General features: G+C 62.4%; 25 protein-coding genes. 11 read left to right on the top strand and 14 right to left on the bottom strand.

Annotated features, from left to right (window positions below):
• Nucleotides 1-4: 4 nt before the first annotated feature.
• The gene (locus tag Q1A34_RS15610; protein WP_300036098.1) at nucleotides 5-331 is read right to left on the bottom strand and encodes a hypothetical protein; all 327 of its coding nucleotides are present in this window, start codon (nucleotides 329-331) and stop codon (nucleotides 5-7) included.
• A 163-nt stretch (nucleotides 332-494) separates the two neighbouring features.
• Between Q1A34_RS15610 and Q1A34_RS15605 the strand changes: the two genes are divergently transcribed.
• Nucleotides 495-1,589 (top strand): alcohol dehydrogenase family protein, encoded by a 1,095-nt coding sequence (locus Q1A34_RS15605; RefSeq protein ID WP_300036095.1) that lies wholly within the window; start codon nucleotides 495-497, stop codon nucleotides 1,587-1,589.
• A gap of 482 nt (nucleotides 1,590-2,071) precedes the next feature.
• Here Q1A34_RS15605 and Q1A34_RS15600 read toward each other — a convergent pair whose 3' ends face one another.
• Nucleotides 2,072-2,653, bottom strand: coding sequence for a TlpA disulfide reductase family protein (locus Q1A34_RS15600; protein WP_300036092.1), 582 nt, complete (start codon nucleotides 2,651-2,653; stop codon nucleotides 2,072-2,074).
• Nucleotides 2,654-2,677: 24 nt separating this feature from the next.
• On the opposite strand from Q1A34_RS15600, the gene argH reads away from it, so the two are divergent.
• The 6 genes from argH (at nucleotide 2,678) to Q1A34_RS15570 (ending at nucleotide 8,757) form a co-directional block, all read left to right on the top strand.
• Complete coding sequence (argH, locus tag Q1A34_RS15595; protein WP_300036089.1) at nucleotides 2,678-4,090, top strand: argininosuccinate lyase; 1,413 nt, start codon at nucleotides 2,678-2,680, stop codon at nucleotides 4,088-4,090.
• Nucleotides 4,087-4,263, top strand: a complete 177-nt coding sequence (locus Q1A34_RS15590) for a hypothetical protein (protein ID WP_300036086.1) — start codon at nucleotides 4,087-4,089, stop codon at nucleotides 4,261-4,263. Before argH ends, Q1A34_RS15590 begins: the two co-directional genes overlap by 4 nt.
• A complete protein-coding gene (locus Q1A34_RS15585; protein ID WP_300036083.1) occupies nucleotides 4,260-4,424 on the top strand; it encodes a hypothetical protein in 165 nt (54 codons plus the stop codon). The genes Q1A34_RS15590 and Q1A34_RS15585 overlap by 4 nt, the downstream gene beginning before the upstream one ends.
• Before the next feature lie 5 nt (nucleotides 4,425-4,429).
• Complete coding sequence (locus Q1A34_RS15580) at nucleotides 4,430-4,747, top strand: DUF2834 domain-containing protein (protein ID WP_300036080.1); 318 nt, start codon at nucleotides 4,430-4,432, stop codon at nucleotides 4,745-4,747.
• A 95-nt stretch (nucleotides 4,748-4,842) separates the two neighbouring features.
• Nucleotides 4,843-6,108 (top strand): diaminopimelate decarboxylase, encoded by a 1,266-nt coding sequence (lysA, locus tag Q1A34_RS15575; protein ID WP_300036077.1) that lies wholly within the window; start codon nucleotides 4,843-4,845, stop codon nucleotides 6,106-6,108.
• Between the two features lie 39 nt (nucleotides 6,109-6,147).
• Nucleotides 6,148-8,757, top strand: a complete 2,610-nt coding sequence (locus Q1A34_RS15570) for a TIGR02302 family protein (protein WP_300036074.1) — start codon at nucleotides 6,148-6,150, stop codon at nucleotides 8,755-8,757.
• A 28-nt stretch (nucleotides 8,758-8,785) separates the two neighbouring features.
• On the opposite strand, the gene Q1A34_RS15565 is transcribed toward Q1A34_RS15570, so the two are convergent.
• Complete coding sequence (locus Q1A34_RS15565; protein ID WP_300036071.1) at nucleotides 8,786-9,676, bottom strand: zinc-ribbon domain-containing protein; 891 nt, start codon at nucleotides 9,674-9,676, stop codon at nucleotides 8,786-8,788.
• A gap of 169 nt (nucleotides 9,677-9,845) precedes the next feature.
• On the opposite strand from Q1A34_RS15565, the gene Q1A34_RS15560 reads away from it, so the two are divergent.
• From Q1A34_RS15560 to Q1A34_RS15545, 4 genes are read left to right on the top strand one after another with little or no spacing between them, the layout of a single operon-like run.
• A complete protein-coding gene (locus tag Q1A34_RS15560; protein WP_300036068.1) occupies nucleotides 9,846-10,523 on the top strand; it encodes an ATP-binding cassette domain-containing protein in 678 nt (225 codons plus the stop codon).
• A gap of 20 nt (nucleotides 10,524-10,543) precedes the next feature.
• Complete coding sequence (locus tag Q1A34_RS15555; protein ID WP_300036726.1) at nucleotides 10,544-11,422, top strand: FtsX-like permease family protein; 879 nt, start codon at nucleotides 10,544-10,546, stop codon at nucleotides 11,420-11,422.
• Nucleotides 11,422-12,153: a 1-acyl-sn-glycerol-3-phosphate acyltransferase gene (locus Q1A34_RS15550; RefSeq protein ID WP_300036065.1), complete on the top strand. Its 732-nt coding sequence runs from the start codon at nucleotides 11,422-11,424 to the stop codon at nucleotides 12,151-12,153. The genes Q1A34_RS15555 and Q1A34_RS15550 overlap by 1 nt, the downstream gene beginning before the upstream one ends.
• Complete coding sequence (locus Q1A34_RS15545; RefSeq protein ID WP_300036062.1) at nucleotides 12,146-12,757, top strand: pyridoxamine 5'-phosphate oxidase family protein; 612 nt, start codon at nucleotides 12,146-12,148, stop codon at nucleotides 12,755-12,757. Before Q1A34_RS15550 ends, Q1A34_RS15545 begins: the two co-directional genes overlap by 8 nt.
• A gap of 56 nt (nucleotides 12,758-12,813) precedes the next feature.
• On the opposite strand, the gene lpdA is transcribed toward Q1A34_RS15545, so the two are convergent.
• The 11 genes from lpdA to Q1A34_RS15490 form a co-directional block, all read right to left on the bottom strand.
• Nucleotides 12,814-14,202 (bottom strand): dihydrolipoyl dehydrogenase, encoded by a 1,389-nt coding sequence (gene lpdA / locus Q1A34_RS15540; protein ID WP_300036059.1) that lies wholly within the window; start codon nucleotides 14,200-14,202, stop codon nucleotides 12,814-12,816.
• 115 nt (nucleotides 14,203-14,317) lie between these two features.
• Complete coding sequence (locus tag Q1A34_RS15535; protein WP_300036056.1) at nucleotides 14,318-14,731, bottom strand: MAPEG family protein; 414 nt, start codon at nucleotides 14,729-14,731, stop codon at nucleotides 14,318-14,320.
• 43 nt (nucleotides 14,732-14,774) lie between these two features.
• The gene (locus Q1A34_RS15530; protein ID WP_300036053.1) at nucleotides 14,775-15,158 is read right to left on the bottom strand and encodes an MAPEG family protein; all 384 of its coding nucleotides are present in this window, start codon (nucleotides 15,156-15,158) and stop codon (nucleotides 14,775-14,777) included.
• 12 nt (nucleotides 15,159-15,170) lie between these two features.
• Nucleotides 15,171-15,755: a hypothetical protein gene (locus Q1A34_RS15525; protein WP_300036050.1), complete on the bottom strand. Its 585-nt coding sequence runs from the start codon at nucleotides 15,753-15,755 to the stop codon at nucleotides 15,171-15,173.
• 4 nt (nucleotides 15,756-15,759) lie between these two features.
• Nucleotides 15,760-17,283, bottom strand: a complete 1,524-nt coding sequence (gene odhB / locus Q1A34_RS15520; protein WP_300036046.1) for a 2-oxoglutarate dehydrogenase complex dihydrolipoyllysine-residue succinyltransferase — start codon at nucleotides 17,281-17,283, stop codon at nucleotides 15,760-15,762.
• A gap of 3 nt (nucleotides 17,284-17,286) precedes the next feature.
• Complete coding sequence (locus Q1A34_RS15515) at nucleotides 17,287-20,247, bottom strand: 2-oxoglutarate dehydrogenase E1 component (protein WP_300036043.1); 2,961 nt, start codon at nucleotides 20,245-20,247, stop codon at nucleotides 17,287-17,289.
• Nucleotides 20,244-20,750: a DUF805 domain-containing protein gene (locus tag Q1A34_RS15510; RefSeq protein ID WP_300036040.1), complete on the bottom strand. Its 507-nt coding sequence runs from the start codon at nucleotides 20,748-20,750 to the stop codon at nucleotides 20,244-20,246. The genes Q1A34_RS15515 and Q1A34_RS15510 overlap by 4 nt, the downstream gene beginning before the upstream one ends.
• 268 nt (nucleotides 20,751-21,018) lie before the next feature.
• Nucleotides 21,019-21,906, bottom strand: coding sequence for a succinate--CoA ligase subunit alpha (gene sucD, locus Q1A34_RS15505; RefSeq protein WP_300036037.1), 888 nt, complete (start codon nucleotides 21,904-21,906; stop codon nucleotides 21,019-21,021).
• Between the two features lie 77 nt (nucleotides 21,907-21,983).
• A complete protein-coding gene (locus Q1A34_RS15500) occupies nucleotides 21,984-22,778 on the bottom strand; it encodes a class I SAM-dependent methyltransferase (RefSeq protein WP_300036034.1) in 795 nt (264 codons plus the stop codon).
• 1 nt (nucleotide 22,779) lies between these two features.
• Nucleotides 22,780-23,277: a hypothetical protein gene (locus Q1A34_RS15495; protein WP_300036031.1), complete on the bottom strand. Its 498-nt coding sequence runs from the start codon at nucleotides 23,275-23,277 to the stop codon at nucleotides 22,780-22,782.
• On the bottom strand, nucleotides 23,274-23,804 hold the full coding sequence (locus Q1A34_RS15490) for a hypothetical protein (protein WP_300036028.1): 531 nt from the start codon (nucleotides 23,802-23,804) through the stop codon (nucleotides 23,274-23,276). Before Q1A34_RS15490 ends, Q1A34_RS15495 begins: the two co-directional genes overlap by 4 nt.
• Nucleotides 23,805-23,820: the final 16 nt, after the last annotated feature.

Below are 23,820 nucleotides of genomic sequence, written 5' to 3'. Positions count from 1 at the left end.
CCGCTCAGGAACCAGACCCACCGGTAAGATGGCGCACCATCAGGCGGATCCGCGCCGCCTCGTCATCATCGCTGGGGGCACCGATGACACTGTGCTCAAAGCCGGCGGCGGTTTTGCGGCGAATGGTCCAGAATGTCTGCCCCGGCCAGAGCGCCATCAGGACAATCGAGCTGAAAATCAACAGGAATGCAGCGCCTGTGTCGAGGCCAATGTTACCCGCGACCGTCAGTTTGTGCAGCGGCAGCATGATGACAACTGTCCACCCCAGAGCGCTCAGAAAAAGCTCGGTCAGGCCACCGATATAAATTCGGGCCACATCTGCTCCGCTCATCTGTGCCCCTTTCCTGACATTCAGCTCTGTGGGCCCATTATGCGCGGGGAGTGAAAATTTTCGGTAAACGCACCCGCCCGTTGCTGCTGGTCTTTGGGTCTCCTCTGATTTACCCATTTGCCTGAACGCGCGGCGCGCGACTGCCCGGAAAAGGAGCCAGATCATGTCCCATCCTGAAAAAATGCAGGCGGCGGTGCTGACCGGCCATGGTGGCCCTGACATGCTGCAGGTGCGCAATGACTGGCCCGTTCCGGTGCCGGGATCTGACGAGGTACTGATCCGCGTGGGCGCCTGCGGGATCAACAATACCGACATCAACACGCGCACCGGCTGGTATGGAAAATCTGCAACCAGGGGCACCGGCGACGGGCAGGACGCGGCGGATGACGCTCCCAGCTGGGGTGGTGCGCCACTTCATTTTCCGCGGATTCAGGGGGCAGATGTCGTGGGCGAGGTGGTCGCGGCAGGCAGCGATGCTGATCCGTCGCTGACCGGGCGCCGGGTTATGGTCGACTGCTGGCTGCGGGACTGGAGTGATCCGATGGACCGCAGCAAAACAGGTTATGTCGGGTCCGAGTGTGATGGTGGTTTTGCAGAGTTTATGGCGGTGGATCACCGCAATGCCGTGCCTGTGGACAGCCCGATGTCCGACGCGGAACTGGCGACTTTTGCCTGCTCATACAGCACGGCAGAAGGGATGCTGACCCGCGCGGCGGTCACAACGGATGACACCGTGCTGGTCACAGGCGCGTCGGGCGGTGTCGGCTCTGCGCTGGTGCAGCTGGCACACCGCCGAGGTGCCCGGGTCGTCTCTCTGACAAGCGAGGCCAAGCGGGAACAGGTCGCATCGCTGAATCCCTCTGCCATCCTGCCGCGTGCGCCCGACAACCTCGGTGCGGCTCTGCAGGAAGCGACCGGACGGGACACCGTTGATGTGGTAGCTGACATCGTTGGGGGTGACGGATTTGCCGCGCTGATCGACGTACTGGCGCGGGGTGGGCGCTACACTTGCTCGGGCGCGATAGCCGGCCCCATCGTTTCGCTGGACCTGCGAACGCTCTATCTGCGGGATCTGACCTTTACCGGCTCGACCGTGCTGCCGCCGCAGGTTTTCCGTGACCTCGTTGGATACATCGAACAGGATGAAGTGCGCCCATTGCTGGCGCAGACATGGCCTTTGTCGCAGATCGGTGCGGCGCAGGAGGCATTTGTCGCCAAAAAACACCTGGGCAATCTGGTTCTGATACCCGGCGGCTGATGCGGTCTCCGAACATGTGAAAGCCGGGGGGGATGTCCGTACGTCTGATACGAACAGGTTTTGCCCGCTTTTTGTAGAAACCGCCGGCACCCTTTGCAGGCGGTGTGACCGGTTGCCCGGCCTGCTTTTTGGAACCGCAGGAAAAGCGCAGATCACTGACCAAGAGATGGGCTATGGGGGCTGAGATAAAGCCGGGTTAGCCGGGGTCCTTTGTCATCTCAGAAATGCATGGTGTGGCCAGGGGCTCTCTTTTTTACCGGGCGTGCGTATCCGCACCCCGTGGTGGTGAGGCGCGCAATGACACTCTGCGCGCTGACGATCTGGCGCTGGCGTGTGACACCAGAGCGCTGTCACGACGACAGGTTTGGCAGCCAATCACGGCTGCGCGTGAGTTTGGCCGGTATAGGTTCTGATCCCTGGATCTGCGGCTGTAATGCATGCCGCCAAAAAACGGCTGCGCTGCGGCGGGCGGCGTAACAGGGTCAGCTGCCGCCGTCTTCTCCGAGGATCGTGGCCAGAATGGCTTTGGCGCTGTCTGACGACCAGTCCGCATCCCCGCGCAGACGGGCAATCTCGCGTCCTTCGGGATCGATCAGGACGGTGATTGGCAGGCCAAATATGCCCATCTGACTGGCCAGTGCCTGTTTCGGGTCCTGGTGGCGCGGCAGGTTGGAAATCCCGGTTTCCTCAAAGAATTTCTGAATGCCCGCGGGCGAATTCCGACCGGTTGCGATGGTCAGCACCTCGAAATCGTCGCCACCGAATTCGGTCTGCAGCTCGGACAGCATCGGCATCTCTTTGCGACAGGGCGCGCACCATGTCGCCCAGAAATTCAACAGCACATACTTGCCCCGCCACGCCTCGAGCGATGTCTTGCCCGCGCCGTCTGCCAGATCAAACTGCGCGTCCGATGTGGCCTGGGGCACCTCGTGGATCACCAGCTTTTTCATGTCGCCCTCGCGCAGGAGCGCTGCGGCGTCCAGATCGGCGCGAACGGCGGTGCCGCCTGTGATTGCGCCGAGTGACAGGGCCGTATAAACGAGCGCAGAAATAAGGTTTTTCATATCCCCTCCGGAGGGTTCAGGCAGATGACAGATTCCAGCGACACACAAAAGCCCGGCGGATCCAACGCCATGTGGGGTGGCCGTTTCTCAGCCGGGCCCGATGCGATCATGGAAGCAATTAATGCCTCGATCGGATTTGACCAGCGGATGGCGGCACAGGATATCGCAGGCTCGCGCGCGCATGCCGCAATGCTGGGGGCGACAGGCATCCTGGAAGCTAGCGATGTTGAGGTCATCAGGGAAGGCCTGCTCACGGTCTTGTCAGAGATCGAGGCCGGCGATTTTCCGTTTTCCTCAGCGCTTGAGGATATTCACATGAATGTGGAGGCGCGTCTGAAAGACATCATCGGAGAGCCTGCGGGACGTCTGCACACGGGCCGCAGCCGCAACGACCAGGTTGCCACGGATTTCAAACTCTGGGTCCGCGATCAGTTTGATGCCTGCGAGACGGGCCTGCAGGCGCTGATCCGCGCGCTGCTGGATCAGGCAGAGGCCGGTGCCGACTGGGTGATGCCCGGGTTTACCCACCTGCAGACGGCGCAGCCGGTGACCTGGGGCCACCACATGATGGCCTATGTGGAGATGTTCGGGCGTGATCTGAGCCGCGTGCGCGACGCGCGGGCGCGCATGAATACCTCACCGCTGGGCGCCGCGGCCCTGGCCGGCACATCCTTTCCGATTGACCGTCATATGACAGCCGAAGCGCTGGGGTTTGATGCCCCGGCGGCCAATTCACTGGATGCCGTCAGTGACCGTGATTTCGCGCTGGAATTTCTGAGCACGGCCAGCATCTGCGCGATGCATCTGAGCCGCTTTGCCGAAGAGCTGGTGATCTGGTCCTCGGCCCAGTTCCGCTTTGTCACGCTGAGCGACCGTTTCTCGACCGGCTCGTCAATCATGCCACAAAAGAAAAACCCCGATGCCGCAGAGCTGATCCGCGCCAAGGTGGGCCGGATCTTCGGGGCCAACACCGCGCTGATGATGGTGATGAAAGGGTTGCCGCTGGCCTATTCCAAGGACATGCAGGAAGACAAAGAGCAGGTCTTTGACGCCGCTGACAATCTGATGCTGGCGCTGGCGGCGATGACGGGCATGGTGACGGATATGACGGCAAACCGCGACAGTCTGGCGGCGGCGGCGGGGTCGGGTTTCTCGACGGCAACCGATCTGGCCGACTGGCTCGTGCGCGTGCTTGGCCTGCCTTTTCGCGATGCCCACCATATCACCGGCAGCCTTGTGGCATTGGCCGAATCCAAAGGCTGCGACCTGCCGGATCTGTCGCTGGACGAGATGAAATCCGCCCATGATGGCATCACCCAGGGCGTCTTTGACGTGCTCGGGGTGGAAAATTCGGTGAATTCGCGTACATCTTATGGGGGGACAGCCCCTGCGCAGGTCCGCGCACAGGTCGCCCGCTGGAAGGAGCTGATGGCATGATCAGATTGACCGGAGCCGCCCTGATACTGGGTCTGCTGGCCGCCTGCGGCGCCGACGGTGAACCCGTCCGGCCGACCGTGAATGGCGGTGTGACCATCTCGAACAGTGGCATCTATCCCAGTGCCAGCATCGGCCTGGGCCGCGGCCCCGTCTCTGTGCGGGTGGGCCTGTGATACGACTTTGTGCGCTCGTCGGCCTGTGTGTTCTGCTGGCGGCCTGTACCCGGCCTGCGCCGGTTGATCCCACGCTGAAACCGATCCCGCGCGATCCCGCGCCGCAGACAGGCGTGACCTTTTCGGGTGATGCGCGGTTTGGCGTCTCAAAGGGGCTCTAGTCAGCATGCGCTACGTTTACCTGGCCCTGGCCGTCTGGGGCACCATCCATCCGATGAGCTGGTTCATCGCCTGGTTCAACGAGAACGGCTATGACCTGATGGCCATGGTCGATGCCTGGCACGTCAACGCAGCCACCAGTGGTCTGGTCTGGGACCTGACCGTGGCCGCCACGGCACTGACAGTCTGGATCATCGCGGAAACTGTCCGCACGCGGTACTGGCGCGGTCTGATCGCCATCCCGGCGACATTCTGTATCGGGGTCAGCTGCGGGCTGCCGCTCTATCTTTTTCTGCGTACATTCCGTGACGCGCGGCAGGCGTAACTGCGCGGGCAGCTTTGTCCGTTCGGTACGTCGTGCCCCCGCCGGAGCGGCAATCTGCATTGATCTGCCCCGCGATTCATGGCTAAAGCGCGGACATGGATCATTTTCTCTATAAAAACGGTGCGCTTTACGCCGAGGACGTCCCGGTTTCTGCGATAGCAGATGCTGTAGGAACCCCTTTCTACGTCTATTCCACAGCCACTCTGCTGCGTCATTTCAAACTGTTTGACGACGCGCTTGAAGGCGTCGACCACCTGGTCTGCTACGCCATGAAAGCGGCGAGCAACCAGGCGATCCTGAAAACGCTGGCACAGGCCGGAGCAGGTATGGATGTGGTCTCCGGCGGCGAATACATGCGCGCCAAAGCCGCCGGTGTGCCGGGCGACAGGATTGTCTTTTCCGGTGTCGGCAAAACCGCCGCCGAAATCCGTCTGGCGCTGGAGGGCGGCATCCGCCAGTTCAACGTGGAATCCGAGCCGGAGATGGTGGTGCTGGATGCCACGGCGCAGGCAATGGGCAAAGTGGCCCCTGTAACGATCCGCATTAACCCGGATGTGGATGCGAAAACCCATGCAAAAATTGCCACGGGTAAATCCGAGAACAAGTTCGGCATCCCGATTTCGCGCGCGCGCGAGGTCTACCGCTTGGCCGCCTCCATGCCCGGGCTCGAAGTGATCGGGATCGACGTGCATATCGGCAGCCAGCTGACGGAGCTGGCCCCGTTTGAACTGGCCTATGAAAAGGTTGCCGAGCTGACCGAAGTGCTGCGCGCCGATGGGCATACCATCCGGCGTCTCGATCTGGGGGGCGGTCTGGGCATTCCTTATGCCCGTGACAACCAGGCGCCGCCGCTGCCGTCGGACTATGGCGCGATGGTGCGCCGCAAACTGGGGCATCTGGGCTGCGAGATCGAGATCGAGCCGGGCCGTCTGATCGCTGGTAACGCGGGGTTAATGGTTTCTGAGGTAATTTATGTCAAATCTGGTGAAGACCGTGACTTTCTGATCATCGACGGCGCCATGAACGACCTGATCCGGCCCGCGATGTATGAGGCATATCACGACATCGTACCGGTAAAGGAGACCGCGGCAGGTGTGGAGCAGGTCAGGTATGACATCGTGGGCCCTGTCTGCGAATCCGGTGACACTTTTGCGCGCGCGCGTATGATGCCGCCGCTGGCCGCCGGGGACCTTGTCGCATTCCGCTCGGCGGGCGCCTATGGCGCGGTAATGAGCAGTGAGTACAATTCCAGACCTCTGATTCCCGAGGTTCTGGTCCATAACGATCAATTTGCGGTTATTCGCCGACGGCCGACCTTTGACGAAATGATAAATCGGGATACCATTCCTGAATGGTTGTGATGGCACAGAGTGCCCGACCCGCCCGCTGGAGAGGTACCGATGTCATCTTTTTCCCGTCACGACGCAGATAAAACACTGTTGTCCCTGCGCTGGCCTCTGCGGCTGACGCATCTGGGGATGATCTCGGAACAGCTTTTGCGCAGTTGCTGGCCGCTGATGACTCTTGTGCTGACGGTGCTTGCCGCGCTGATGCTGGGCGTGCAGGACGGTGTGAGCGTCGAGGTCGTCTGGGGCGGTGCCGTGTTTGCCGTGCTGGGGTGCGTGGCTGCAACCGTCTATGCCCTGAGAACGTTCACAAAACCCACAAAATCCGAAGCATTGGCCCGGCTGGATGCCAGCCTGCCCGGCAGGCCGATGCAGGCTCTGCTCGACACGCAGACCATCGGCCAGGAGGATGCGGCCTCTGCCGCTGTGTGGCGCGCGCACCAGGCCCGGATGGCCGCGCGGGCGCGCAAGGCCGAAGCGGTGCCCGCCGATCTGCGCATTGCTGACCGCGACCCTTATGCGCTGCGCTATATGGCTGTTTTGTTCTTTGCCGTTGCCTTGTTGTTCGGATCCATCTGGCGGGTCGGCACCGTTGCCGACATGGCCCCGGGGGCTGGTGGTCTGGCGGGTGGTCCCGTCTGGGAAGGCTGGGCGGAAAGCCCGCGCTATACGGGTAAACCAACGATTTACCTTAACGATATTGACGCCGGAACACTGGAAATCCCCGAAGGCAGCCTGATCACGCTGCGCCTTTACGGCGAGATTGGCGCGCTGACCCTGTCAGAGACAGTTTCCGGCAGAACGGAAGTGCCGCCCGCTTCTGACCCTGCACAGGATTTCACCGTCACGCGCGACGGCGAAATTGCGATTATGGGCCCGGGCGGACGCAGCTGGCAGGTCACGGTTATTGCCGATGAGCCGCCTCAGATTGCGGTCCTGTCCGATCCGACAGCCTCTGCCATGGGGGAAATGACCCTGCCGTTTGAGGCCAGCGATGACTATGGCGTCGAGGCGGGAGAGGCCACTTTTACTCTGGATCTGGTGTCGGTTGACCGGCGCTATGGTCTGACCATTGATCCCGAACCGCGCCCGGATCTGGTGGTGCCACTGCCGACGCCGATTGCAGGCAACCGCGCCGCGTTCGAGGAAAACCTGATCGAGGATTTCTCGGAACACCCCTGGGCAAATCTGCCCGTGCAGGTCAGCCTGCAGGCGCTGGATGGTGCAGAACAGACGGCAGTAACAGACCCGCGTGCCATCGTGCTGCCCGGACGGCGGTTTTTTGATCCGCTGGCTGCAGCTGTGATCGAGGCGCGGCGTGATCTGCTGTGGTCGCGGGGAAACATGACCCGCATTGCGCAGGTCCTGCGTACCGTGACCTATGTTCCCGACGATGTGTTCCGCAGCCAGACCGACGTGCTGCGTCTGCGCCAGGTGATCCGCCAGCTGGAGACGCATGCCAGACACGGCATGAGTGACGAAAAGCAGAACCGGATTGCAGAGGAGCTCTGGGACCTGGCGCTGTTGCTGGAAGAGGGCGATCTGGCAGATGCGGCAGAACGCATGCGCCGCGCGCAGGAGCGCCTGAATGAGGCGATTAAAAACGGCGCCTCAGATGAGGAAATCGCTGAGCTGATGCAGGAGCTGCGCCGCGCAACCGAAGACTATCTGCAGCAGCTGTCCCGTCAGGCACAGCGCCAGCAGCAGGAACAGCAGAACGGCCAGCAACAACAGCAGGGCGAACAGCAGAATTCCATGCAGATGACGCAGGACGATCTGCAGCAGATGATGGACCGTATCCAGGAACTGATGGAGCAGGGCCGCATGGCCGAGGCACAGCAGGCGCTGCAGGAGCTTCAGCAGATGATGGAGAATATGCGCGTCACCCAGGGCCAGCAGGGCCAGGGCGGTCAGAGCGCAGGCGAGCAGGCGATGGAGGGCCTCTCAGAGACGCTGCGCGAACAGCAGGGTCTGAGCGATCAGGCCTTCCGCGATCTGCAGGAGCAGTTTAATCCCGGGGCCCAGGCCGGTGAAAGCCAGGGCAACGAGGGGCGCAATGGCGGTCAGGGGCAGGGCCAGAGCCATGAGGGCCAGCAGGGCCAGGGTCAGGGCAACGGCGACCAGAACGCCCAGCAGGGCGCACCGGGCCAGAGCGGTGACGGGGATGCAGAAGGCAGCATTGCAAACCGCCAGCAGGCCCTGCGCGATGAACTGCGCCGCCAGCAGCAGAACCTGCCGGGTGCGGGCTCTCCCGAAGGCGACGCTGCACGTGACGCGCTGGACCGTGCAGGCCGTGCGATGGAAGGGGCAGAAGAGGCTCTGCGCCAGAACGATCTGGCAGAAGCCATCGACAACCAGGGTCAGGCGATGGAGGCCCTGCGCGAGGGCATGCGTGCGCTGGGAGAGATGATGGCCGAGCAGCAGCAACAGCAGCAACCGGGGCAGGGCGCACAGGAATCAGATCGCCGCGCAGATAACCGGGATCCGCTGGGACGCGAAGCCGGTAACTCAGGCGCAGACGGAGACAACAGCCCGCTGGCTCTGAACGATGATGCCTATGGCCGGGCCCGCGAGTTGCTGGATGAGATCCGCCGCCGGTCCGGTGAGGCCGCGCGTCCGGAAGTGGAGCGTGATTACCTCAACCGTCTGCTGGACCGTTTCTGATCGTTAGCGGGTGTCCTGAAGCGCCCGCTTACTGGCTGCTGGAGACAGCGACATCATCCAGCCAGCTCAGAATGGCCGCGACACGGGCATCCAGCCAGACCCGACAGTCGTCGATCACCGCCACATAGGTCTGCAGAGCATTTTCCAGCTGCGGCAGGGCTTCGGCGATCTGCGGCGCATAGACATAGACCAGCGCCAGAACGGCCACCAGTGCCACAACCAGCACAAAGCCGCGTCTTGAGCTGCGTTTCTCCAGCACTTCTGCCTGAGCGGTCTGGCCCGGATCTCCGCCCGGGCCGCGATCGCTGTTCGAGCGCAGGGTGGAATTAATCTCTTCGATGTCCGGCAGCAGATCACGACGCGAGCCCGCAATGGCAGCGGCAGCTGCGGCGGTGCCCTGTGTGGCGTCACGCGCCTGGGCATCTGTTTTTCCGGACGCGTCTTCCTGCATCCCTGCCGCGTCAGAGCGGCGCGCGGCGTCGTCGCCTGTGCCGGCTTCGGGCAATCCGAGGTCTGGCTGGGTTTCCAGCGCATCGGGCAATTCGTTGCGGCGCGCGCGGGCTTCCAGCTCGGCTTCCTCGCGCAGAACACTTGCAACCGCCGGATCGACCCGGCGCTGCACCGGTTCCGGCGGTGTCCGGGGCGCTGTATCTTCCGGTTCGGATGCCGGTTCATCCGGCAGGGCGGCGGCCAGCTGCGGCGCATCCTCCTGCGACAGGCGATCCGGCGCGGTTGCCACATCCTCTTCGTCGTCCTGTGGGGCCGCTAACTCTGCAGCCTCGGCTTCGGCCAGCGCGTCAGGATGGTCCTGGAACCATGTCTGACCACAGTTCGAGCATTGCACATCGCGCCCTTCGGGTGGCATCACCTCGTCGGGCACTTCGTACTGGGCGTCGCAATTCGGGCATATCAGTCGCATGGATAAACCTGCTTTTTCATAACCTCGGACCACTTTTTTTGGTTTTGCGTTATCTTAGGCTCTTCGTGTCTCTGCGAAAAGTGTTATCTGGTGTTTAAGCGGGCAAGTGATGCATTGAAACCAGACCTGTGCTGAGGCACAACAGCGCCTGTACGTGATCGGAGGCCCTGTGATCAAGCTGGACAACGTCGCCTACAGCTACGGCGGTGGTGCACTTTTATCTGACATAACCATGAGCTTTGCTCCGGGGTCATTTCATTTTCTGACCGGTCCTTCCGGGGCGGGCAAGACCACCTTCATGAAACTCTGCTACGGGGCGCTTTTGCCCACCACCGGTCAGGTCTCTGCCTTTGGCGAGGACATGGCGGGGTTGGAGCGTGACGGTGTGGCGCTGATGCGCAGGCGGGTGGGTGTCGTGCACCAGGACTGCCAGTTTCTCGATCATCTGAGCCTGTCGGAAAATATCCTGCTGCCCCTGCGCGCCGCGGGCCGGCAGACATCGGAAGCAGAAGACGATCTGCGCGAACTGATGGCCTGGGTGGATTTGACACACCGGGCGGATGCGCTGCCACCGGAACTCTCGGGCGGAGAGCGCCAGCGCGCGGCCCTGGCACGGGCGGTGATCATGTCGCCGGACGTGGTACTGGCCGATGAGCCGACAGGCAATGTGGACTGGGAAATGTCCCAGCGCCTGCTGCGCCTGCTGACCGAGCTGAACCGCATGGGCAAAACCGTCCTCGTTGCAACCCATGACCTGAGCCTGATCCGCGCAGCCAAGGCACAGGTCCAGGCCCGTGTGCTGCGCATCGCAAATGGCCGGGTTCAGCAGGCGGGGGCAGATCTGTGAGCCTGGCAGACGATCTGATCATGCTGGTCCGCGGCGACGCACAGTCTGACCGCGTGGTGCCGCCCTCGGGCTTTACCGCGCGACTGACGGTGTTTGCGGCAGCCGCGATGGGGTTTCTTGCGGTCTTTACGCTGGCTCTGTCGGTGGCGGCCGGGCGTCTGGCGGACAACTGGGGCAGTGAACTGGCGCGGACCTCAACCGTGCGCATCACTGCACCTGCAGACCAGATGCCGGCCCTGCAGGCAGAGGTCGCGGCCATATTGGAATCCACCGCCGGGGTCGACAGCGTCCGCACGCTCAGCACAGCGGATCAGCAGGCGCTTCTGACGCCCTGGTTTGGCAGCGGGCTGGATCTGTCGGCGCTGCCGCTGCCTGGCCTCGTCGAAATTACGCAGGCAACTCAGGGCTTTGACGCCCAAGGCCTGCGCCTGCGACTGGAAGCAGAAGTACCCGGCGCTGCTCTGGATGATCACAGTCAGTGGCGCGCGCCCCTGGTTGCTGCCGCAGAACGGCTGCGCTCGGTGGGCTGGATCAGCGTGCTGCTGCTGGGGCTGACCTCGGCTGCGATGGTCACCCTGGCCGCCAATGCCTCGCTTGCAGCCAACGCCCAGGTCATCCGCGTGCTGCGCCTGGTGGGTGCCACGGACAGCTACATCGCCCAGGCTTTCGTGCGGCGGTTTACACTGCGCGTGTTGCTGGGCGCTTTTGCGGGGGCTGCTCTGGGCATGGTAGTGCTGCGCATGATGCCTGCGGCCACGGATATGGCCGGATTTCTGTCCGGCATCGGGTTTGAGGGCGCAGGCTGGCTGCTGCCTGCGGTCATCCCGCCGCTGATGGCGGCTGTTGCCTTTGTGGCGACCCGCATTGCGGCCCACCGGGCGCTGAAGGAGTTGGCATAGTGTTTCAATACATCCGTTCTGTCCTGTTCATCACACAGATGTACATTGCCATGCCCATCATCGGCATCGGGCTGCTGCCCTGGGCGCTTTTCAGCAGACGCGGGGCCTATGCGGCCTGCAAGGGCTATTCGCGCTGGGTCTTCTGGACCGCGTCCTGGATGGTCGGCATGAAATGCGAAGTGCGCGGTACACCGCCCGAAGGCGAGGCGCTGATTGCGGCCAAACACCAGTCTTTCCTGGATATCATGATGATTTTCACGGCCCTGCCAGCGGCCAAATTCATCATGAAAAAGGAAATTCTGATGATGCCCATTATCGGGCAGTACGCCCGGATGCTGGACTGTGTGGCAGTGGACCGGGGCAAACGTGGCAAGGCCATCGACAAGATGGTTGCCGATGTGGAGGCAGGCCGTGCGCAGCCTGGACAACTGATCATTTATTCGCAGGGCACGCGGGTGCCACCGGGCAAAAAGATGCCCTACAAAGTCGGCACCGGGGTGCTTTATGAGCAGCTGGGACAGCCTGTGGCACCTGTCGCCACCAACGTGGGGGTGCTCTGGCCCAAGCGCGGCCTGTTGCGAAAACCTGGCGTTGCTGTGGTGGAGTTTCTGCCCGTGATCGAGCCGGGCCTGTCGCGGGACGTCTTTATGGAGCAACTGGAGCAGTCGGTCGAGGCACGCTCGGACGCGCTGATGGCTGAGGCCGGGTTTGAGGCAGCAAAAGATGGCTGAGAAAATCACAAGCATTGACGCACTTGAAGCGCTCTATGGTACGCCGGGCGCGCCGTCCCTGCGCAAGGTGGCGCGGCAGATGACGCCGCTTTACCGCAAGTGGATCATGTCCTCGAAATTCTGCGTGCTGACTACCGTGGGGCCGGGAGGCACCGATGGCAGCCCGCGCGGGGATGCCGGACCAGTGGTCACCGAGCTGGATCCGGGCACGCTCGCGATGCCGGACTGGCGTGGGAATAACCGTCTGGATTCACTGCGCAATATTGTCGAAGACGGGCGCGTGTCGCTGATGTTCATGGTGCCCGGATCGAACAATGTGGTGCGCGTGAACGGGCAGGCGTGGCTGACAGAGGATGCAGACCTGCGCCAGCGGTTTGCCCGCGACAGGCACCTGCCCGCGACTGTTATCGTGATCGGGATTGCAGAGATCTATACCCAGTGCGCGCGCGCGCTGATCCGCTCGGGCACCTGGTCGGGTGCGGATGAAAGCGGTGGGTTGCCGACGGTCGGGGAAATCCTCGCCGAGCAGACCGACGGTGAAGAGGGCGGCAGACCCTATGACGAGGCCTGGGCCGACCGGGCCGCAGGCACAATGTGGAGCTGACAGCATTGGGGCCGCGCGGCGCGTGTCGCCAACGCGCAGCACCCAATGCCCCGCCGTTACATGTGAATAGGTCCGTCACCACAGGCGAGGGCAGCCTCGCGCACCGCTTCGGAATAGGTCGGATGCGCGTGACAGGTCATCGCCAGATCCTCGGCTGAGGCACCGAATTCCATTGCCACACAGATCTCGTGAATGAGATCGCCCGCCGCCGGGCCGATGATATGCGCGCCCAGAATGCGGTCGGTTTCCTTGTCCGCGATGATTTTCACGAAACCATCCCCGGCAAAGTTCGCCTTGGCGCGCCCGTTGCCCATAAAGCTGAATTTGCCGACCTTATAGGCACGGCCCTCGTCTTTGAGGGTTTCCTCGGTCGCACCGACGTTGGCCACCTCGGGGTGCGTATAGATCACGCCGGGGATCACACCATAGTTCACATGGCCATGTTTTCCCGCAACCTGTTCCGCGGCGGCCATGCCTTCGTCCTCGGCCTTGTGTGCCAGCATCGGGCCGTCAATCACATCGCCGATGGCATAGATGCCCTTGACGCTCGTTTCCCATTTGTCGTTCACGGCGATCTGTCCCCGGGGGGACATTTCCAGCCCCAGCGCGTCAAGACCCAGCCCTTCGGTAAAGGGTTTGCGCCCTGTGGCGACCAGAACCGCATCTGCTTCGATCACGTGTTCGCTGTCGTCCTTGCGCATCTTGTAATGCACTTTTGCCCTCGTCTTTGTGGCCTCGGTCTTTTGCACGGCGGCCCCCATGACAAAGGTAAGGCCCTGTTTTTTCAGCGTTCTCTGAAATGTCTTCTGGATCTCGGCATCCATGCCGGGGGTGACCACGTCCAGAAACTCCACCACGGTCACCTCGGTGCCCAGACGCGCATAGACAGAGCCCAGCTCCAGCCCGATCACGCCCGCACCGATGACCACCAGCTTTTTGGGAACCTTGCCCAGTTCCAGCGCGCCGGTGGACGTCACGACAACTTTTTCATCCACCTCGACCCCTGGCAGAGAGGCAGGCTCCGAGCCTGAGGCGATGATGATGTTTTTGGCCTCATGCACCTCATCGCCAACTTTGACCCTGCCAGCTTCAGGGATCGATCCCCAGCCTTTCAGCCAGTCTACCTTGTTCTTTTTAAACAGAAATTCGATGCCCTTGGTGTTCTGGCCGATGGTGTCTTCCTTGTAGGACATCATCTGTTTCCAGTCCACAGTAGGGCTTTTGCCCTTGAGGCCCATGGCCGCAAAGTTATGCTCGGCCTCATGCAGCATATGGCTGGCATGCAGCAGCGCCTTGGAGGGGATACAGCCCACATTCAGGCAGGTGCCGCCCAGGGTGTCGCACCCCTCGACACAGGCAACTTTCAGACCCAGCTGCGCGCAGCGGATCGCACAGACATAGCCGCCCGGACCTGAACCGATGATGATGACGTCATAGCTGGCCATTGATAAATTCCTTTGTTTTGCGTGTCTGTGGTGCGTCAGTTTTACGTCGGTACAGCGTCGGTATTACGTCGGTGCGCGGCGCACGCTGCATCAGGGGTCTGTTCATACAGTGGCATCAAATCAGGGCGGCAATCAACATCACTGTTGTTGCCATGAAACCCGCAAACCAGATCAGCGACCGCCAGGGCACAAGGCCAAAGGCATAGGCCGGCACGTAAGCCAGGCGTGCGGCCAGGTAAATCCAGGCACAGGTGGACGTCAGCGCGGTGGACTGACCGGACAGGGTGATCACGAGGCAGGCGATGGAAAACAGGATCAGCCCCTCGAAGTGGTTGTTCAGCGCGCGGTTCAGCCGGGCGGTGCGCGGGCTCATCTGATCGGCGAGCGGTTTGCCCCCCATGCGGTCCGTATCGCGCGGCGAGAGCGTTTTGGCGGTCCCCAGTTCCAGGTTTGCCGGGATGGCCATCAGCCCGAACTGCGCCACCTGCAACAGGGCGGCCAGGGTCAGCACAGTGAGTTCAGGGGTCATCGGGTGGCCGTCCTGTCATGTTCCGGGGTCTGGTCTGCGCGGGTCAGAGTGCGAGAAAGTAGAGCAGTGCGGTGGCAAAGAAACCGACCGTCCAGGCGAGGCTGCGGATGCCCGTGATGCCAAAGGCATAGGCCGGCAGATACACAAGGCGCGCAATCAGAAACGCGGTCGCGGCGAGCATTGTCTGGCTGCTGTTTTTCTCGGCCATTTCGATCAGCAGTACGGCAGGCGCAAAAAGCACCATGGCCGTGACCGAATTGGCCAGCGCGCGTTCCAGCCGCGCGGCGATGCCGGAAACGGTGCGCCCCTCGTCGCGGCTGCCCAGCAGATAGCCCATGCCAAGCTGCGTCAGAGCGCCGGTGGCCTGCAGCAGAAGCGTCAGCAGCACCAGCAGGCCATAGAGGGCCAGAATTGTTGTTTCGGTCATGTGTCCGTCCTTTCAGGAGGCATTGCGCCGTGCCTCTGCGTCATGTTCTTCTTTCAGGCGGATCATCATCCGGATGTCCCGCACCGCCATCACCCGGGCAAAGTGAAAGAGTATGAGGCTGAGCACGATGCCCGGCACCTGGTAGAGCGCGCCGCCATAAAAGCCGCCTGCGGCCAGCACGATCAGTTTTGCGCTCCAGGAGATCATCATGATCATGAAGAGCCCGCAGAAAAACTCCACTTTGTTATCGGTCTTGCGCAGCAGTTCGCGCATGAAACCGCTCTTGTCGTCGCGGGCGGCCATCAGCATCTGCAGCCGCCGCTTTTTCTGCTCCTGCGTGACATAGACCGGTGCCATGGTGGTGATCAGTTCGCCCACCGCATAGGCGGCAAAAACAGACAGGAACAGGATCATGCCCGCGCCGATACTCGACAGCGGTTCAATGGTTTCCTGCGCCCAGCCGATGATGGAAAAACTGTCCAGCCCGTTCAGATCGCCGTGCAGCTCGATCGCAGCATAGATCCCGACAAACCCGATGGAGACCACGGAGAAAACCCGTGGCCATTCCTTGGGGATATGGTCGAGCAGCTGCGACACCGGCTCAGAGATCCATCAGAAGCCGGCGCGGATCCTCCAGCGCTTCCTTGACCCGCACAAGGAAGGTCACGGCACCTTTGCCGTCGACAATGCGGTGATCATAGGACAGGGCCAGATACATCATCGGGCGGATCACCACCTGGCCGCCGATGGCCATGGGGCGGTCCTGGATTTTGTGCATGCCCAGGATGCCCGATTGCGGCGGGTTCAGAATGGGCGAGGACATGAGCGAGCCGTAGACCCCGCCGTTGGAGATGGTAAAGGTGCCGCCCTGCATCTCGGCCATGCTCAGTTTGCCGTCACGGGCGCGGGCGCCTTTTTCGGCGATGGCCTTTTCAATGGCGGCAAAGCTCATGGCGTCCGCGTCCCGGATCACCGGCACCACGAGGCCCGTGGGGGTGCCTGCGGCGATGCCCATATGCACAAAGTTTTTGTAGACGATGTCGGTGCCGTCGATCTCTGCGTTGACTTCCGGCACCTCTTTCAGCGCGTGGCAGCAGGCCTTGGTAAAGAAGGACATAAAGCCCAGCTTGACCCCGTGCTTTTTGAGGAACAGGTCTTTGTATTCATTGCGCAGTTCCATCACGCCGGTCATGTCCACCTCGTTGTAGGTGGTGAGCATGGCAGCGGTGTTCTGGCTGTCCTTGAGGCGGCGTGCGATGGTCTGTCTGAGCCTGGTCATTTTGACCCGCTCCTCGCGGGAGGCATCGTCAGCGGCGACAGGGGCGCGTGGTGCAGCAGGGGCTGCTGCCGGAGCAGGCGCGGCAGAGGCGGCGGCCACAGCGGCGGCCACGTCCTCCTTCATCACCCGGCCATCGCGGCCCGAACCTGTGACCTGATCGCGGCTGATCCCGGCCTCGGCCATGGCCTTTTTGGCCGAGGGCGCATCCTCGACATCTGCACCACCCGATGGGGCGGCAGCAGGGGCCGGGGCAGCGGCAGGCGCCGGGGCGGGGCTCGCGGCAGCCGCGCCTTCACCCTGTGCCATCACACCCAGTTTGCCACCAGCCTGAATGGTTGTGCCTTCGGCTGCCGTGATCTCGGTCAGCGTGCCTGCTGCCGGGGCGGGCACCTCGACAGAGACCTTATCGGTTTCCAGCTCGCAGAGCATTTCGTCCTGGGCCACGGTGTCGCCCACTGCCTTGAACCAGGTGCTGACAGTGGCCTCGGTGACGCTCTCGCCCAGGGTGGGCACCATGACGTCCACGGTGCCGCCCGACGGCGCGGCGGCCGCCGGGGCGGCCGGTGCGGGTGCAGCGGCGGGAGCAGCGCTCCCGGCACCTGCGCCTTCGCCCTCGGTCAGCGTGGCCAGCAGCGCGTCCACGCCAACGGTCTCTCCCTCGGCGGCGACGATTTCGGCCAGGGTTCCGGCGGCGGGCGAGGGCACCTCGACCGTGACCTTGTCGGTTTCCAGCTCGCAGAGCATCTCATCCACGGCAACCGTTTCACCGGGCTTTTTGAACCAGGTGGCCACAGTGGCCTCTGTCACGGATTCGCCCAGCGTGGGCACGCGTACTTCAGTGGTCATGGCTTACTTCCCTTCAATGGTCAGCGCGTCGTTCACCAGCGCTGCCTGTTGTGCTTTGTGCTGCGAGGCCAGGCCCGTGGCGGGCGAGGCGGATGTGGCGCGGCCCACATAGCGGGGCCGCGGATGTTTGGCTTTGATACGGCCCAGCACCCATTCGATGTTGGGCTCGATAAAGGTCCAGGCGCCCTGGTTTTTGGGCTCTTCCTGGCACCAGATGACCTCTGCCTGCTTGAAGCGTTCCAGCTCTTTGACCGCGGACTGCGCCGGGAAAGGATAGAACTGTTCGACGCGCAGCAGATAGACATCGTCAATCCCGCGTGCATCGCGTTCTTCCAGCAGGTCGTAATAGACCTTGCCCGAACACATGACGACGCGTCTGATTTTCTTGTCCTCGACCAGCTTTGTGTCGGAATTGCCCTGCTGGGCATCGTCCCACATCAGGCGGTGAAAGCTCGATCCGGTGGTGAACTCATCGGCCCTGCTGATCGCCATTTTGTGGCGCAGCAGCGATTTGGGTGTCATCAGAATGAGCGGTTTGCGGAAAGAGCGGTGGATCTGCCGGCGCAGGATGTGGAAATAGTTCGCCGGCGTTGTGCAGTTGGCCACGATCCAGTTGTCCTGCCCGCACATCTGCAAAAACCGCTCCAGCCGCGCGGATGAGTGCTCGGGCCCCTGGCCCTCGAACCCGTGCGGCAGCAGGCAGACCAGACCGGACATGCGCAGCCATTTGCTTTCGCCCGAGCTGATGAACTGGTCAAACATGATCTGTGCACCATTGGCGAAATCACCGAACTGCGCCTCCCAGAGGGTCAGCGCATTGGGTTCAGCCATAGAGTAGCCGTATTCAAAACCCAGCACGGCATATTCGCTGAGCATCGAGTCGATGACCTCATACTGCGCCTGGCCGGTTTTGATGTTATTGAGCGGGTAGTAGCGCTCTTCGGTGTCCTGGTTCACCAGCCCCGAATGACGCTGCGAGAACGTGCCCCGTGTACTGTCCTGGCCTGCCAGGCGCACCGGGTAGCCTTCGGTCAGCAGCGAGCCAAAGGCCAGCGCCTCGGCGGTCGCCCAGTCAAAACCCTCGCCGCTGTCGAACATTTTCTGTTTCGTCTCCAGCAGACGCCCGACTGTTTTGTGCAGCGGATAGCCCTCGGGCGCGCTGCTCAGCGCCTTGCCGACCTCCTGCATTGTGCCTTTGGAAATGGCCGTCTTGCCGCGCTGGTATCTGTTTTTCTGTTTGTCCAGATGTGACCACTTGCCATCCAGCCAGTCGGCCTTGTTGGGGCGGTATTCCTTGCCCGCCTCAAACTCCTCGCTGAGGTAGGCCTGAAAGGCCGCTTTCATGTCCTCGATCTCGCCTTCGGGCAGCAGACCGTCGCGCACCAGACGCTCTGTATAGAGGCTCAGCGTGGTTTTATGGCCCTTGATCTTTTTATACATGACCGGGTTGGTGAACATGGGCTCGTCGCCCTCGTTATGGCCAAACCGGCGATAACAGATGATGTCGATCACCACGTCCTTGCGGAACTTCTGACGGAATTCTGTCGCCACCTTGGCGGCATGGACCACCGCCTCGGGGTCATCGCCGTTCACGTGGAAAATCGGCGCCTCGACCACCAGCGCGTTGTCCGTCGGGTACGGGCTCGAACGGCTGAAATGCGGGGCCGTGGTAAAGCCGATCTGGTTGTTGACCACCAGGTGCATGGTGCCGCCGGTTTTGTGCCCTTTGAGGCCCGAGAGCGCGAAGCATTCCGCCACCACGCCCTGTCCGGCAAAAGCCGCGTCCCCGTGCAGCAGAATGGGCATTACGCTCGTGCGCTGGTCGTCGTTGTTCTGGTCCTGTTTGGCGCGCGCCTTGCCCAGCACCACCGGGTTCACCGCCTCCAGGTGACTGGGGTTGGCTGTCAGCGACAGGTGCACGGTGTTGCCGTCAAATTCACGGTCGGATGAGGCCCCGAGGTGATATTTCACATCGCCCGAGCCATCCACGTCCTCGGGTTTGAAGGACCCGCCCTGGAATTCGTTAAAGATCGCCTTGTAGGGTTTGGCCATCACATTGGCGAGCACCGACAGACGCCCGCGGTGGGGCATGCCGATCACGATGTCGCGGACCCCCAGCGCGCCACCGCGCTTGATGATCTGCTCCATTGCAGGCACCAGGCTTTCGCCGCCATCAAGGCCGAAACGCTTGGTGCCCATGTATTTCACATGCAGGAATTTCTCGAACCCCTCGGCCTCGACCAGTTTGCTCAGGATCGCCTTGCGCCCTTCGCGGGTAAAGGTGACCTCTTTGCCAAACCCTTCGATGCGTTCTTTCAGCCAGCCTGCTTCTTCGGGGTTGGAGATATGCATGTACTGCAGCGCAAAGGTGCCACAATAGGTGCGTTTCACGATCGAAATGATCTCGCGCATCGAGGCCATCTCGAGACCCAGCACCTTGTCGATGAAAATCGGCCGGTCCATATCCGCTTCGGAAAAGCCATAGGATTTGGGGTCAAGCTCGGGGTGCGGGTCGTTGTTGCGCATGCCCAGCGGGTCCAGATCGGCCACCAGATGCCCCCGGATCCGATAGGCGCGGATGATCATCAGCGCGCGGATACTGTCCAGCACGGCGCGTTTGATCTGATCCTCAGAGACGTCCACACCGGCAGAGGCCGCTTTGGCCTTGATCTTGTCGCCTGCGCCTTTCAGCTCGGCATCGGGGGCCCATTCGCCGGTCAGGGCCGCGGTCAGGTCGTCACCCGGTTGCGGCGGCCAGTCCGCGCGCGCCCAGCTCGGGCCCGCGGCCTCGCGCTTGACCGAGACCTCATCGTCGCCCATCGCCTTGAAAAACGCCTGCCAGGCATCATCAACCGCCTGGGGGTCATTGGCATAACGCGCATACATCTGTTCGAGATATTCCGCGTTGTGCCCCTGCATAAAGGAAGAGGCATGGAACTGGTCATTGGGGGAATGTTCGGTCATGGGGATACCTCATGTGGGTTGGGACCGTATTGGTTTGCACCGGGTTGCGAAGGCCGCGTGAGCCAGAAAAGAACGAGAAAGGGCGAAATGGCGACGACGATGAGTGCCAGGATGACAACAATCCCGAAGGCGCCCTCAAACAAAGCGGAAGGATCCGAACCATTGAGCACCTCGGCACCGCCGAACATGCCGATAAAGAGCGACAGGCCGACAATCGCGATCATCGGGTAGAGCAGATAGAGGCCGGAACGCCCGCTGTCGTGCATCCGCCGCCAGCCAACGGCGAGGCCGGGAATGAAGGTCGCCAGGTTGAAAGCGCCCGACAGCAGGGTCGGGCCACCGGGCGTGCCTGAGGCAGCGTTGATAAAGCCTTCCAGAAAGCCTGCAACAAACCCGCCCAGTGCGGTAAACAGGAAAAACCACCAGTATTCTGACCGTGAAGCGCGGCCAGAGAAGGTGAAATACTTCTGAAAGCAGGTGATGACGGCTTGTCTGAATGTCATTTGCACAGAACTCCAGGCCCACGGATACCGCCGGGCAGCGCCGGACCTTCCCCACAGGAAGGGCGCTTCTCGCCCACCCCAGGGTTGGGCGCTGCCCTCAGCGCGTTGGTCTGACGGTAAGTCGTAAATCGGGGTTCAGCTGGTTCGGATGGCGTGCCAATCCGTCGGGCCTCTGCCGCGCGCATACTGAGACCGGCCCGGAGCTCCGCCCGTTCGCCGCTCGAAAGCGCCACAGGCGCTTTCGCCTCGCTTATGCCCGGATCGGTCCTCACCCCTTATCAATAGCCTCTTTCACGGCCTCGCCCAGCGTCGCGGGGCTGTCGGCCACAACGATGCCGGCGGCGCGCATGGCTTCGATCTTATCCTCGGCGCCGCCCTTGCCACCGGCGACAATCGCGCCTGCGTGACCCATGCGGCGGCCCGGAGGCGCCGTGCGGCCCGCGATGAAACCGGCAGTCGGCTTCCAGCGGCCTTTTTTCTTTTCATCGGCCAGGAACTGTGCGGCGTCCTCTTCGGCAGAGCCGCCGATTTCGCCGATCATGATGATGCTCTGTGTCTCGTCATCAGCCAGGAACATTTCCAGCACGTCAATATGCTCGGTGCCTTTGATCGGGTCACCGCCGATGCCGACGGCCGAGGACTGGCCCAGACCCAGATCGGTCGTCTGCTTGACGGCCTCATAGGTCAGCGTGCCGGAGCGCGAGACCACCCCGCAGGAGCCGCGTTTGTGGATGTGGCCGGGCATAATGCCGATCTTGCAGGCATCCGGCGTGATCACACCGGGGCAGTTCGGCCCGACCAGACGGCTTTTGGAGCCTTCGAGCGCGCGCTGTACTTTCATCATGTCCAGAACAGGGATGCCTTCGGTGATGCAGACGATCAGCTCCATCTCTGCATCAACCGCCTCGAGGATCGAATCCGCCGCAAAGGGCGGGGGCACATAGATGACGCTGGCATTGGCTTCTGTCACGTGTTTCGCCTCGTGCACCGAATTAAAGACCGGCAGATCGAGATGCGTCTGACCCCCCTTGCCCGGGGTCACGCCGCCGACCATTTTTGTGCCATAGGCAATCGCCTGTTCGGTGTGGAAAGTGCCCTGGCTGCCGGTAAGCCCCTGACAGATCACTTTGGTGTTTTCGTCGATGAGTACGGCCATGTTGGTTCCTTTGACTTACAGTTTGGCGACAGCGGCGGTGGGTCCGCCAGCGGTTCTGTTGGTGTTGGGCCGCTGCATCAGGAGGTTTCCTTGTGCAGCAGCACGGTAATGTTGTCGTCCACCGGCAGCGCGATGCGGTTGATCAGTTCCGTACGGAAACCGGCCCGCGCGCAGGTGTCGCGCAGGGTGGACAGGGTGAAGTAATTGACGTGGTCGGGATAGCGGAAGCCGCACCATTTCGGCCCGATGACCCGGCGGTTGACCGAGCCGAAGTTGGGCACACGGATATAGACGGCCCCTGTGTCTTTCAGCGCCCGGTGTGCGCCGCGCAGTACTTTGAGCACTTCGGTTTCGTGCTCCAGATAGGAGTTCATCACGATGCCATCGAGCTGGCCCGCGTCAAATTCCCAGATCGCTTCGGCACCGGGGCCAAAGACGCAGTAACCACCGTGTTCGCGCATATAGGCATCCGCCCGGGCATGCAGTTCACGCGACAGCTCGATCCCGTAAGGGGTCATCGGTGGGCGGATACGCCCGCCCAGACCACAGCCGATGTCCAGCACATGACCATCATTGAACCAGCTGCGGAATTTTGCCTGTTTGTCCCGATGGGTCAGGCCCAGCTTTTTGCGCAGTGACCGGATCGCCGGGCTGAGCGATGTAGAGCCTTTGGAGCTTTCCTTTTTCGCCTCATAGGTTTTTTCCCAGGCAAAATCTGTCTCCAGCGCTTCATAGGCGACGGGATTGCGCAGATAGGTCAGATCGCAGCTGGTGCAGCGCACGACCTCCCAGCTGTCCGGCGAATAGGCGGTCCAGGGCTCGGCTCTGGTGCTGTCACAGCAGGGGCAGGCGCGGGGCGGGGCATCATGCATGTCAGCTGTCCTCCCATCCGGCGGGCAGGCGGTCGACGGCCATAAAGGTGCGCGCGCCGCGTGTGCCCACATGCACGACCGCCACACGACCGCGCAGCAGTTCGCGCCCCTCAAGCAGCGCGGTGCCAGTTTCGGCGGTGTGGGTGTCCGGCAGGTCAATGGCAAAGCCAAAGACCGGCGGTCTGGCCATCTGCGCGCGCAGCGCGGTGATTGCAGCACCGGTGTGGCTGCCATCAAAGCTTACCTGACAGCGCCGTTCGATACGCTGATTGTCGGCGGGCCCGGGCTCCAGCGTGCGGTCCCAGAATTCCAGATCAAAGGGCAGGGGGCTGCCTGCACGCTGTTCCATCCGGTCGCGGGCCTCTTTTGCGGTCTGGCCCGCTTTGAAACAGATGGCGTTAAAGGCACCGATTGCCATATCCGCGGGGCTGTCCGCCGCGACAGGCAGCGGCAGAGCGAGGGCCAGGGCCGCCACGAGGGGTTTCACAAACCTGCTCATGCCTCTGCCTCCGGGCGGTAGAGGATCAGCATATAGCGGTACCAGTCGACATCCGGCGTGCGTTCCGTGGCGATCAGAAACGGGGCTGGTGCGTCAACCTCCCAGGCCTGTTCAATCGTTTTGCCCAGGGGGGAGGGATCAACCGCGCGGGCCCGCGGGAATGTATCGGCCACATAGCGCCGGAACCGGTCCGTCTGGCCGGAGCGGCTGCTGGCCGCGACCACGCACATGCTGTCCGAGAGCGCCACGGCGGGGGCTTCGTCATCCTCGACCCAGGCGCGCGCGCCGGGGCTGCGGCTGTTCGGCAGGGGGATGTATTCCGCCGCGCGCAGGTCCCGTTCGGCCTGGGCTGTATCACGGCTGCCGTTCACGCAGAAGCGGTCAAAGGTCGCGACCATCTGCGCGGGGGTTGCCTTGGGCACCTGGTTGGCGCGCCACATGTTGTTCAGCTCTGCCGCATCAGAGGAAACTGCCCCGGCGGAACATCCGCCGAGGAGAACAGCCGCACAGGCCGCTGCAACAGACATGTGGCCAGCCGGTGCC

The sequence above is a fragment of the uncultured Roseobacter sp. genome (assembly GCF_947491795.1).
GTDB lineage: Bacteria > Pseudomonadota > Alphaproteobacteria > Rhodobacterales > Rhodobacteraceae > Roseobacter.
The sequence above is the reverse complement of the archived record's forward strand: the minus strand, read 5'-3'. Positions and strand labels throughout refer to the sequence as shown.